The following is a 12,742-nucleotide window of genomic DNA, read 5'->3' on the forward strand; positions in this document are numbered from 1 at the left end:
ACCTATAAGGAAAGCCGAGGTCTCCAATTAGATCTCGGCTTTCCTTATAAATTACGAAACATATAAAACTAATTTATTTTTTCAATTCATTTGGAATACGTCTTCTGTAAATTACATAGCTACGGCTTACATATTTAATTGGGGCACTAAATACGTGTACCAGTCTAGTAAATGGCCATACTGCGAAAAGCCCCATTCCCGCAAGAATATGAATTTTAAACCATACAGGTACTTCCTTCATATAATCAACTTTCGGTTGAAAAACGAAGAGGCTTCGGAACCATGGACCGATCGTTGTACGATAATCAAATCCTTTTGAGTCGATATTTAAAAACGTTGAAGAAAGTCCTGCTAGCATTACGATAAGTAATAGAATAAGCGCAATATAATCTCCCTTTGTACTCGTTGCAATGATACGTTTTACCGTTACGCGGCGGTATGTTAATATAATTAAACCGATGATTGAAGCAACCCCTGCTGGAAGCCCAAAACTAATTGCTACTACATGATACATATGCTCAGAAATACCTATGGAACGGTATACAGCTTCTGGAATTAAAATCCCCATAACATGCCCGCCAATTACGAACATAATCCCAAAGTGGAATAATATACTTCCGATTCGGAGCATTTTCTTTTCTAATAGTTCACTAGATTTTGATGTCCAACCAAATTGATCATAGTTGTATCTGAAAATATGTCCACCGATAAAGATTGCAAAAATGATATAGGGAAACAATACCCATAGAAATTGATCCATCATTTTGACAACTCTCCTTTCTAATTTGTCTGTACACCCCATGTATCGATAGCAAGTAAAACAGCCGAAAGAATTGGTTCATACATACTATCTGCTTCTTTTAACTGAACGTGTAATGCTTGTATATTCTCCTTGTATTTACTCATAATTGGTTCACTGTCTTGCTCATTTGCATTTGCAAAAAACTCGAGTAATAGCGGTAAGTAATCAGGTAGTTCTTTATCTGTTACTTCAAAACCAGATTTTTTATAGTGCTGTTTTAACTCTAGTAATTCAATACCTCTTTCTCTTTGTTCACCGGTGTTCATATACGTTAAATACATATTTGTCTTCTTACCAAAATCAAATGTATATACGTAACTATCAATAAGTTGATCGTTCGTTTTATGTAGTGCTTGTTTTATAAATGTTGTAAGTGATGCTTTAACGTCTTCTTGTTCAATCGCTTCAATCTCTTCTAGTAATTCAGTTAAAGCTTCTCTCCACCCAAGTTCCGGGTAAGAGAGAAGGAATGAAGAACAAGAAAAAGCAGTTTGTAAACTTTGTCTCATAATTTTCTGCCCCTTTATTTAAGAAATTGTCATACAAGAGCCTGGACCACCTGTGAATGATAAACCACAGCTTCCTTGTTCGCTATATAAATCTGCCACTTGTTCACGGTGAGATGTCGGGATGACGAAGCGATCTTTATATTTTGCAATGGCAAGAAGACGATACATATCTTCTACATCCTGTTTCGTTAAACCAAGTTCTTTTAATACAGCTTCATTTGGTTCTTTATTAATTTGCAGTGCTCTCATATGCGTTCGCATAACAGCCATTTTTTTCAATGTAAGTCGAATGTGTGATTCATCTCCTGCAGTGAGTAGATTCGCTAAATATTGAATTGGAATACGCATATTATCGATAGCAGGGAAAATCTCTTCTGCTTGCCAGTTACTACCTTTCCCTTCCACCATATTCATAATTGGGCTAAGCGGTGGGATATACCAAACCATTGGCATTGTACGATACTCTGGGTGAAGTGGTAGAGCAATTTTCCAATCGATAATCATTTTATAGATTGGTGACTGTTGTGCCGCTTTAATCCACTCTTCAGGAATGCCTTGTTTTTTCGCTTCAGCTGCTACTTCAGGATCATTTGGATCTAGGAAAACAGTAAGCTGAGATTCATATAAATCTTTTTCATTCTCAACAGAAGCCGCTTCTTTTACTTTGTCAGCGTCATATAGCATTACCCCAATATATCTGATACGTCCTACACATGTTTCCGAACAAATTGTTGGCATACCAGCTTCAATACGTGGGAAACACATTGTACATTTTTCCGCTTTATTCGTTTGCCAATTAAAGTACACTTTTTTATATGGGCAAGACGATACGCAGAATCTCCATGCACGACATGCGTTTTGATCCACAAGAACAATCCCATCTTCTTCCCGTTTATACATCGCACCAGATGGACAAGACGATACGCAAGATGGATTCATACAATGTTCGCATATGCGTGGTAAATACATCATAAAGACATTTTCAAAATCGGTTTTAATTTCTTCTTCCATTTTCTTTACGTTCGGATCTTGTAATCCTGTTATATGTCCACCAGCTAAATCATCTTCCCAGTTTGGACCCCATTCAATTTTGTCGATAAATTCGCCTGTAATTGCTGATTTCGGACGAGCAACTGGCTGATGCTTACGCTGCGGACTATTTGTTAACGTTTCATAATCATAGTTCCACGGTTCAAAGTAATCATCAATTGTTGGTTGATCTGGATTGTGGAAAATATTCATAAGGCGCTTCATTTTCGAACCGGATTTCAGCTGAATTTCACCATTTTTCAATTCCCAGCCACCTTTATATTTCTCCTGATCTTCCCATTGCTTCGGATAACCAATGCCAGGTTTCGTTTCTACGTTATTGAAATACATATATTCAGCACCTGGACGATTTGTCCAGGTGTTTTTGCACGTTACGCTACAAGTATGGCAGCCGATGCATTTATCTAGGTTCATTACCATTCCGACTTGTGCTTTAATCTTCAAGCCAATCTACCTCCTTCAGTTTGCGAATTACAACGTTTAAATCGCGCTGGTTCCCAGTTGGACCATAATAGTTAAATCCATAACTTAATTGACCGTATCCACCAATCATATGTGTCGGTTTTACGTGAATTCGAGTTGGACTATTATGCGTTCCCCCGCGATTACTTGTTAATTTCGTTCCAGGTACGTTAATGTGGCGATCTTGCGCATGGTGCATAAACGCCATTCCTCTCGGTATACGGTGCGTTACAACTGCACGTGCTACAACAACACCGTTACGGTTAAAGCACTCAATCCAATCATTATCTGCAACACCAGCTTCTTCAGCATCTTCTTTATTCATCCAAACAGTTGGACCACCTCTAAATAGCGTTAACATCGGTAATGAATCAAAGTACATACTATGAATGGACCACTTATTATGCGGTGTTAAATAGTTTAGTGTAATCTCTTTCCCTTCTACTTCAGGTCGTGATTTACGGAACGGTTTATGTTGCAGAATTGGTTTAAATGTTGCCATCGTTTCACCAAATTCTTTCATCATGTCATGATCTAAATAGAAAGATTGTCGTCCAGTGATTGTTCTCCAAGGGATGAGACGTTCTACATTTGTTGTAAATGGTGAGTAACGGCGCCCACCTTTTTCAGAACCTGTAAAGGCTGGAGAAGTAATTACTGTTTTTGGCTGCGCTGTAATTTGTTCAAATGTGAAGCATTCTTCTTCACGTTCTTCTGCTAAATCACGTAATTTTAAATCTGTTTGTTTTTCAAGTGCTTCCCATGCTTTTACAGCCATATGACCATTTGTTGTAGAAGAAAGCGTTAATACCGCTTCAGCAGCATTGATTGCTTCTTTTATGTCTGGACAACCTTTCGCAATAGAATCTGTTCGAACAACTCCTAATCGGCTTTTTAATTGCTCATACTCTTTTTCTGCCGACCAAGAAATTCCTTTCGTACCAATCGGTTGTTTCCCGGCATTTGGTCCAAGTGCCGTCATTTTGTCATAAATCGTTTTATAATCCCTTTCGACAACATGAATTTGCGGCATCGTTTTACCTGGTATTGGTTCACACTCTCCTTTGCTCCAATCTTTAATCTTACCAAGTGGTTGTGCTAATTCTTGCGGTGTATCGTGAAGAAGTGGTGTTGCCACAACTTCTTTCATTGGGTCAAGATCAATTTTCTCTGCTAAATCTGACACAGCTTTAGAAAGTGAAGTGAAAATATCCCAGTCAGAACGTGCTTCCCATGGTGAACCGATTGCTGGATTAAACGGATGAACAAATGGATGCATATCTGTACTGCTTAAATCGTGTTTTTCGTACCAAGTTGAAGCTGGTAAGACGATATCAGAATAAAGTGCTGTTCCAGCCATACGGAAATCTAAATTAATAAGTAGATCAAGCTTCCCTTCTGGTGCATCCTCATGCCACTTAATTTCTTCTGGTCGTAACGAATCACTATCGTCATTCATTAATCCATTTGTTGTACCTAATAAATGTTTTAAGAAATATTCGTGCCCTTTACCGGAACTTGAAATTAAGTTCGCACGCCATACGAATAAGTTGCGCGGGAAGTTATTTTTGTTATCTGGATCTTCAATCGCAAATTTTAGTTCTTTTTCTTTTAATTTTTGTGCAACATATTTTCCGATTTCTTCTTGTGTTGTTGCACCAGCAGCAACAGCTTCTTTATATAGTTCAATTCCATTTTTCTCGAATGTCGGATACGAAGGTAACCAGCCAAGTCGTGCCGCTAATACGTTGTAATCACCGTGATGTTGATAACGAGAGTTGCCTTCGACTGGTGATGCTAAATGTCCAACTGGTGTATCTTCATAACGCCATTGATCTGTTACGAAATAGAAGAAAGATGTACCATTTTGTAATTTCGGTGGCCCTTGCCAATCTTTTGCCATCGCAATTGTTTGCCATCCTTCTGCTGGTCGCAATTTTTCTTGCCCAACGTAATGCGCCCAGCCACCGCCGTTTACACCTTGCGCTCCGACAAGAAGAACAAGATTTAAAACTGCGCGATAAATTGTATCAGAGTTAAACCAATGGTTAATACCAGCTCCAACAATAATCATTGAGCGACCGTTCGTATCAACAGCATTTTGCGCGAACTCACGAGCGATTTGAATGATTAGATCTCGTTTCACTCCCGTCATTTTCTCTTGCCATGCAGGTGTAAACGGCACGTCATCATTGAAGTCTTTCGGCTCTTGTCCACCAAGCCCTCGGTTCACACCGTAATTTGCTAACGTTAAGTCATATACAGTAGTAACGAACACTTCGCCCTCTTCTGTCATAACCTTTTTCACTGGAATTGTACGTTCTAATACTTTGTTTCCATTATCAGAGAAGTACGGGATTTGTACAGTTCCAACATGATCTTCCATTCCAAGTACAGAAAGACGTGGATCAATCTTTTCGCCTGTTTCTTCATCTTCTAAACGTAAATTCCATTTCTTTTCGTTATCCCAACGTGACCCCATTGTGCCATGAGGTGTTGCAAAATCATTCGTGTTCTCGTTCCAAAGTACAGGTTTCCATTCTCCTAACTTTGTTTCGCGTCCAATATCAGAAGCATTTAAGAATCGATCCGCAACGAATTGGTCTCCTTTTTGTTTCAATGTAACGAAGAAAGGAAAATCAGTATATTGCTTCGCATACTTTGTGAAGTATTCCACTTGATTATCTACGTAAAATTCTTGTAAGATCACGTGCCCCATTGCCATCGCAAGTGCGCCGTCTGTACCTTGTTTCACACTAATCCAATCATCCGCAAACTTTGTTGACTCAGCAAAATCAGGACTGACAGAAACGACTTTCGTTCCTTTATATCGAACCTCCGCTAAAAAGTGTGCGTCTGGTGTTCTTGTCATCGGTACATTTGAACCCCATGTCATAATGTAACCAGAGTTATACCAGTCACTACTTTCTGGTACATCTGTTTGATCACCCCAAATTTGCGGAGAAGCTGGTGGTAAATCTGCGTACCAATCATAGAAACTAAGCATCGGTCCACCCATAAGTTGCATAAAACGGCTACCTGCAGCATGACTTAACATCGACATAGCTGGAATTGGTGAAAAGCCAACATTTCGGTCTGGACCGTATTTCATTACTGTATATAATAATGAAGCTGAAACGAGTTGTAACACTTCATCCCAATTCGCACGAACGAATCCCCCTTTACCACGTGCCTGCTTATACTTGCGTGCTTTTTCAGGGTTTTCCACAATACTTTTCCAAGCATCTAATGGTGACTCATTATTTTGTAATTCCTCTTGCCACATACTCCAAAGAACACCACGTACATACGGATATTTCACACGAAGTGGACTATAAATGTACCAAGAAAAACTCGCTCCACGTGGACATCCTCGTGGTTCAAAGTCAGGCATATCTGGACCTGTTGTTGGATAGTTAAGCTCCTGTCCTTCCCAAGTTACAATTCCATCTTTCACATAAATGTTCCAACTACATGAACCAGTACAGTTCACACCATGTGTAGAACGAATTACTTTATCATGCTGCCAACGCTTTCTGTACACATTTTCCCATTCACGATCTTCATATGTTTCTTGTGTATGATTATCGTTATAACGATCTATTGGTGAAAAATATTTTAAACGTCTCATTAGTGCTGAAGGTTTCTTCTTCATACTGTTCACTCCTTTAATACGTCTCTCTTACATACCCTTACTATAAGAGAGGTTGTAAAATACAGATGTGACATTTCGCACAGTTCAAGAGATTGTCAAAAATTCCGAAAAAAATATAAAAAGGTGAAAATCTAATCATTGTGGAGGGCTCACATCCTTCACTGACTGTTAAGTTACTTCCTTGCTTCTAGCAAAGTTTAAGATGAAGTACAGATAATAATGAGCTTGTAAAAAAATTTCTTATATAATAGAGGAAGTAATTTGGGAGTAGTTAAATTTGATATACCTAAATCGTTAGATGAGTTAATAAATGAAAATACAATACTTTAAATTCACCATATCAAGGGCAACTATCCTGAAAATAGTTGAACAAAAAACGCCAGGAAATCCATATGAATTGTCAGCAACTTGGATTGAATCAATAGAAGAATACACCAAGAATGTCAGGATTTTAAGATAATAATAAAAGGAGTATATTATGAAATTAGAACCGCTTTATGCAGAAAACATTATCGTAGCCGTCATATATAAAAATGAGTTTAGATGGTATGTAACAGATAAAGAACTATGGTTTTTAGATTATAATAAATTAGATAATGCATATAAAAATTTAGGTATAAGCATTGAAGATAATGACGAAACAGAAGAAAGAAATGGAATAAAAGTATTAGATCATGAAAATGTAGAAGTATTTTTAGTAAGGATTAATAAATATAAAACAACTAAAGAAGAATTAAATTATTTACTACTTGAAAATATTAAAAGGAAAAATGCAGGAGAAGATCTATTAGATTTTAGTCCAATCTTATTAATTAACTTTGATAATAAAATACTATATTCAATGTTTCCAGAACCGGCATCATATGAAAACTATGTACCAAAAGATTGGAGTGGTACATATGAAGATTTCACTGAATTCATACCTACATCAGAGAAATATTGGATAGATAAGTTTAATAATAATTTACTTTTACTATAATTTAAGTAGGAAAATAGAGATGATAGTATAAGAATTTATTACCTTAATAGAGCTTATGAGATTAATAGAGAAGTAAATAGAGTCACTAAAGCCAGAAATAAAGGAGTAAAATAGTCATGAAATATCCATATAGTTTTGAAGTGCTTAACAGTAGTGATTTAGTTATGAGACTTCCTCAAGAAATTAAACTTGTTGAAACTTTTTTAGGAATTGAAGTTACATCTTTTGGAGATTGGATTTTAGAAGAAATACATAATGTTTTAAACGGAGAAAAAAATTATGTAGTAGTAAATGGCAACATTTGCAGTTTAGAAATTCGGAACGACACAACTACTGTGTTAGACAATTTAGCCGAAGATGGTAAAGGAGAATATTGTGAGATTGAAACAATGGAATTGGTAGAATTAATTCATATTTGGTTAAATAAACGAAAAGAATATAAGAAAGATAAAAAATAAAGGAGTGTAATAATTTAAATAACTGGCCTCTTCATGAGAAGTCGACTTTATTTTTTATTTACAAAGGGGTATTAATATATGTTCCAAACTATACGCGTAGGGTTTCCTACGCTATTTATTTTGCTCATTGAGGTCAATCTTTCCTTCCCCTCTTCTACTTTTACCGACGATACTATTCTATATCAAGATATATTTCACATAAAAAGAGAAATCATTATTTACCATATTGCCCTTAGTTACTGAAACAATTATACTAGATGTAATCAGAATAAATAATCTGAATATTCTTAGAATTAAAGGTAATAGTTTTATACTCGCACATAGAGAGGTACGTTCTATTTTCCACTAAATAGATTAGAAAACGATAATAACATTAGGAGGATTACGATGCACCAACTTGATTCATTACATCCCATTATAGAAAAAATAATGAACAATATTGAAAAAATAATGGTCGGAAAAAGAAAAGAAACGATTTTAGCTTTGACAGCTCTCTTAGCTGAAGGTCATGTACTATTAGAAGATGTTCCTGGCGTTGGGAAAACAATGTTAGTACGCGCTCTTTCTAAATCTATTGATGCTGATTACAAGCGAATTCAATTCACACCTGATTTACTACCGTCAGATGTAACAGGTGTTTCTATTTACAATCCGAAAGAGCTCCAATTCGAGTTCAAGCCTGGACCAATCATGGGGAATTTTATACTTGCTGATGAAATTAATCGTACATCTCCCAAAACACAATCTGCCTTACTTGAAAGTATGGAAGAAGGCAATATTACAATAGATGGTATGACAAGACCGTTACCAAAACCATTCTTTGTAATGGCTACACAAAATCCAGTCGAATATGAGGGAACATATCCTTTACCAGAAGCCCAGCTCGATCGTTTCTTATTGAAGCTAAAAATGGGATATCCTTCACCAGAAGAAGAATTTGAAGTTTTAAACCGGATGGAAAAAACAAATCCCCTCTCCCTTTTACAAGCTATTACTACAATAGAAGAATTACTTTATTTGCAACAAAGCGCACGGGAAATAAGCATGGACAAAGCAATCAAGCATTACATTGTAAAGCTTGTTAGTCAAACTCGCTCTTATAGTTCTATACAACTAGGTGCAAGTCCACGTGGCTCGATTGCTTTAATGAAAGCTTCACAAGCTTATGCATTCATCCATGGCAGAAATTATGTTATTCCAGACGATGTTAAATTTTTAGCTCCTTACGTGTTAGCTCACAGACTCATTCTAAAAATGGAAGCAAAATTTGAAGGAATAACAGGGGAACAAGTTATTTCAAAAATCGTTGCGCGAACTACCGTGCCGACTCAAAGGAAGATGAACCTTTGATGAAACGCATGCTACGAGCACTATATCACGTTTTGAAGTTATTACTAATCCCTTTATGCCTAGTGTTAACATTTGTGTACGCTATGCTTCAAGGAGGATTTGTAAGTTGGTTTTTATTTTACAGTATGGTTCCTATTGGCCTTTATTCACTATTATTCCCCTTCTACGCTTTACGGGGTGCTGAAGTAAAAAGAATAACAAATCAAAACGATTATGTAGCAGGAGAACGATTTGTAAGCACGATTACAATAAAAAGAAAATTTCCTTTCCCCTTACTTTATTTAGTTATAGAAGATGAACTGCCACCACACCTTACAAGTTGTAGACAAACAAAGATGAATAAAACAATACTCTTTCCAGGATTAAAACGAAATTTTTCGTTTCAATATGCAATTGACACAATCCCTAGGGGAGAGCACACTTTTTCAAGCATACGCGTCAAAACTGGTGATCTATTCGGTATGATGGAGAAAGAAGTAACTTTTTCAGTTCCGGATACATTTTTAGTCTATCCTCAGTATGTAGATATAACGTATCAGCAATTGGAAAACCATTTCGAGCAAGGAGCGCTCTCAGCAAATATAAATTTCACAAAAGACTCTACCATTTCTGTCGGTGTGAGAGACTATAAACCTGGTGACCGCTTTTCATGGATTGATTGGAAAGCAACTGCAAGAACAAACAACATTATGACGAAAGAGTTTGAACAACAGCGCAGCCATAATATTATGATATTCATAGACAGAACTGAGTCTCCTCTATTCGAATCAGTCGTCACATTTACTGCCTCTATTGTCAGGGCTGTATTGAAGCAAAATTCACCAGCGTCATTTGTGTCTGTCGGAAAAGAACGAACTTTTTTCCCTTTAGACAATGGAGATAGTCAGTTGCAGCAAATCTTTTGTCATTTAGCGAAAGTACAAGCGGACAGTGTATTCCCGCTCTCCCGGAGTGTAGAAATGGAATTAAGAAAAGTTTATGAGCCCGTAACAATTATACTCGTGACAAGCGATCTTTCTCCCGATATTCAAAAGGCAGCTGACTATGCCGCTATACAAAATAGAAAATTACTAGTTTTTGTCGTGAAAGAAAAACCGAATCAACTCTCACATCGAGAACTCAGTGTTTTAGAAACTCTACAAAAACGAAAAATATTTGTAAATGTGGTTTATGAAAACCGATATACAAACGTGTTTTTTGAGGTGAGCAAATGACAACATTACAAACAAAATACAAATGGGATATGAGCAGATTCTTCATGCATGCATGCGCATTTCTACTTTTACTAGAATGGATACAACCCCTTTTAGGTATTACAAACGTAGGTAGATTAGATATTTTTGTAATATTTATAGGAATTTGCTTCACACTCTCTTTTTTTCAAACAAAGTGGCAGATTCCGATAAAGATCGTGACAATTTTATTCATCATTCATCTCCTATATTATAAAAATATTTTTATAAATCCATCTTGGCTAACGAAATTTTTTACTGATATTTCTCGAAATTCCTCCCTGTTATTCCAGGGGAATTTGCTAGATATTTCTCCAGTTTTTCCAACCGTTTTATTTTTTCTATCATTTTGGTTTTTGAGTGCTTTCATCTCTTTTTGGTTGATTCATAAAAAGCGTGGATTGTTATTTCTTATATTGACTATTATTTATATCACAATTTTTCATAACTTACATTTATACAATGCAAACTACGCTATTATTCGTACTGTTGTCATCGGCTTTTTTATGCTTAGTCTTCTTCGCATAGAACGAATAAAAGAGAGTGAACACTTACAAAATTATGCTAGAGAAATCTCAAAATTACTTAGACCTATTACAATATTTATTGTATTGTCAGCAACCATCGCATACTTTGCTCCAAAATTTGGCCCTCAATGGCCAAACCCAATGGATTTTTTACAATTCAACACATCCGAAGTAAGTAAAAAACAAGAAGTTTCTAAAATTGGCTATGGTTTAGATGACTCAAAATTAGGCGGTCCTTTTACGGCAGATCCTACAATTGTTTTCACAGCACAAACGCAAAACAAACAATATTGGAGAGTAGAAACGAAAGATTTTTATACAGGAAAAGGCTGGGAAGTTTCTGAAAAGCAAAAAAAGGTTACTTTTAAAAATAATAACGACGTCGTAAGTTGGTACGAACAAAATACAAAAACAGAGACAACTAAGGCAACAATCACCATGCAAAAAAGGTATCCTCACCTTACCTATCCAGCAGGATTAATATCAGTTGAGGCTTCTTCCGATGTATCATACAGCGTTGACCCATTTTCAGAAAAAATCTATACGATGGACGGAGACTCTTCCACTACTTTACATTCATATAAAGTAACATATGAGGTCCCGGAGTTTTCCATAGAAAACTTGAAAGCTGTAAAAATGAATGAAGGTCAAGAAACAAATCCTTATTTCATGACAAAGTACACGCAACTTCCCAAATCATTACCGCAGCGAGTAAGAGACTTAGCTGTAAGTCTAACAAAGGATAAAGACACCCGATACGATAAAGTATTAGCTATTGAAAACTATTTCACCGACCATTCTTTTATATATGAAACAACGAATGTCTCATTCCCTGCCCAAAACCAAGATTATGTAGATCAATTTCTTTTCGATACAAAAAGTGGCTACTGTAATAATTTCTCGACATCTATGATCGTGTTACTTCGTTCTGCTGGAATTCCCGCTCGCTGGGTAAAAGGTTATACAGAAGGAACTCTTGATAATACGCTTGTGGGTGCTGAAGGTGAGGATGTTTATAAAATCGCGAACGATAACGCACACTCTTGGGTCGAAGTATACTTCCCTGGATACGGATGGATTCCATTTGAACCAACAAAAGGATTTACGAATCCCTATAATTTTATAAATAATACTCCTGCTCCTACTTTACAAAATAACGAAGTATATAATTCTAATAACGAACCAATACAACAACGAAACAATGAAGCAAAGCTCAAAAGTTTAATAGAAGATACAGAAGAAGCTTCTACTAAAAAGATTCCAAATTCTAAAAATGGATTTTCTTGGTGGTACGTATTCCTCTCTACAATACCGATTAGTATTATAGGATACCTTCTATTCATCACTAGAATGAAATGGATTACGCTTTTTATCATTCATTTCTATAAATATCGAAAAGATGATGCCGTTTATACAAAAGCTTACGATTCTCTCCTAAAACAATTTGCGCGAATTGGTATACGACGAGATGAGAGTCAAACATTCCGAGAATATGCTCTCCATGTTGATACACTTTACAACTCGGCCGATATGCAACAACTTACTTTCAATTATGAGAATGCTATATATCAAAAAGGACAAGCCGCAGCAGAATGGAAAAAATCCGTACACTTATGGGAAGTGCTTATGAAAAAAGCTGCTTCTCCACCTAAATCAAATGACTTCCATTCAGCGATTTAATATTGACAATGTGAATGTAAATAAAATGCCTCAAAGAA

9 protein-coding genes are annotated in these 12,742 nt (G+C 36.3%); 5 read left to right on the forward strand and 4 right to left on the reverse strand.

The features are described from left to right. Nucleotides 1-73 precede the first annotated feature (73 nt). From narI to QCI47_RS17495, 4 genes are read right to left on the reverse strand one after another with little or no spacing between them, the layout of a single operon-like run. Nucleotides 74-763 carry a respiratory nitrate reductase subunit gamma gene (narI, locus tag QCI47_RS17480; RefSeq protein WP_000969201.1) on the reverse strand — a complete coding sequence of 230 codons (690 nt, stop codon included), beginning with the start codon at nt 761-763 and terminating at the stop codon, nt 74-76. A gap of 17 nt (nt 764-780) precedes the next feature. Continuing rightward, the gene (narJ, locus tag QCI47_RS17485; protein ID WP_001249920.1) at nt 781-1,311 is read right to left on the reverse strand and encodes a nitrate reductase molybdenum cofactor assembly chaperone; all 531 of its coding nucleotides are present in this window, start codon (nt 1,309-1,311) and stop codon (nt 781-783) included. 18 nt (nt 1,312-1,329) lie between these two features. Then, on the reverse strand, nt 1,330-2,805 hold the full coding sequence (gene narH, locus QCI47_RS17490; protein WP_000692687.1) for a nitrate reductase subunit beta: 1,476 nt from the start codon (nt 2,803-2,805) through the stop codon (nt 1,330-1,332). Further along, a complete protein-coding gene (locus tag QCI47_RS17495; protein ID WP_309422800.1) occupies nt 2,795-6,478 on the reverse strand; it encodes a nitrate reductase subunit alpha in 3,684 nt (1,227 codons plus the stop codon). Before QCI47_RS17495 ends, narH begins: the two co-directional genes overlap by 11 nt. Nucleotides 6,479-6,956: 478 nt before the next feature. Here QCI47_RS17495 and QCI47_RS17500 point away from each other — a divergent pair, with 478 nt between their 5' ends. From QCI47_RS17500 to QCI47_RS17520, 5 genes are all read left to right on the forward strand, one after another. Further along, nucleotides 6,957-7,457: a hypothetical protein gene (locus tag QCI47_RS17500; RefSeq protein WP_000764323.1), complete on the forward strand. Its 501-nt coding sequence runs from the start codon at nt 6,957-6,959 to the stop codon at nt 7,455-7,457. Between the two features lie 116 nt (nt 7,458-7,573). Further along, nucleotides 7,574-7,915 carry a hypothetical protein gene (locus QCI47_RS17505; protein WP_000877041.1) on the forward strand — a complete coding sequence of 114 codons (342 nt, stop codon included), beginning with the start codon at nt 7,574-7,576 and terminating at the stop codon, nt 7,913-7,915. Nucleotides 7,916-8,302: 387 nt separating this feature from the next. Beyond that, on the forward strand, nt 8,303-9,265 hold the full coding sequence (locus QCI47_RS17510; protein ID WP_071742409.1) for an AAA family ATPase: 963 nt from the start codon (nt 8,303-8,305) through the stop codon (nt 9,263-9,265). Then, nucleotides 9,265-10,479: a DUF58 domain-containing protein gene (locus QCI47_RS17515; protein WP_086707707.1), complete on the forward strand. Its 1,215-nt coding sequence runs from the start codon at nt 9,265-9,267 to the stop codon at nt 10,477-10,479. Before QCI47_RS17510 ends, QCI47_RS17515 begins: the two co-directional genes overlap by 1 nt. Continuing rightward, on the forward strand, nt 10,476-12,704 hold the full coding sequence (locus tag QCI47_RS17520; RefSeq protein WP_353811897.1) for a transglutaminase TgpA family protein: 2,229 nt from the start codon (nt 10,476-10,478) through the stop codon (nt 12,702-12,704). The genes QCI47_RS17515 and QCI47_RS17520 overlap by 4 nt, the downstream gene beginning before the upstream one ends. Nucleotides 12,705-12,742: the final 38 nt, after the last annotated feature.

The organism is Bacillus cereus group sp. RP29, assembly GCF_040459765.1.
Taxonomy (GTDB): domain Bacteria; phylum Bacillota; class Bacilli; order Bacillales; family Bacillaceae_G; genus Bacillus_A; species Bacillus_A paranthracis.

Coding starts and splice junctions, on each gene's coding strand:
- QCI47_RS17505 (WP_000877041.1), top strand. CDS start 7,574: ATGAAATATCCATATAGTTTTGAAGTGCTTAACAGTAGTGATTTAGTT.
- narJ (WP_001249920.1), bottom strand. CDS start 1,311: ATGAGACAAAGTTTACAAACTGCTTTTTCTTGTTCTTCATTCCTTCTC.
- QCI47_RS17520 (WP_353811897.1), top strand. CDS start 10,476: ATGACAACATTACAAACAAAATACAAATGGGATATGAGCAGATTCTTC.
- narI (WP_000969201.1), bottom strand. CDS start 763: ATGATGGATCAATTTCTATGGGTATTGTTTCCCTATATCATTTTTGCA.
- QCI47_RS17510 (WP_071742409.1), top strand. CDS start 8,303: ATGCACCAACTTGATTCATTACATCCCATTATAGAAAAAATAATGAAC.
- QCI47_RS17515 (WP_086707707.1), top strand. CDS start 9,265: ATGAAACGCATGCTACGAGCACTATATCACGTTTTGAAGTTATTACTA.
- QCI47_RS17500 (WP_000764323.1), top strand. CDS start 6,957: ATGAAATTAGAACCGCTTTATGCAGAAAACATTATCGTAGCCGTCATA.
- QCI47_RS17495 (WP_309422800.1), bottom strand. CDS start 6,478: ATGAAGAAGAAACCTTCAGCACTAATGAGACGTTTAAAATATTTTTCA.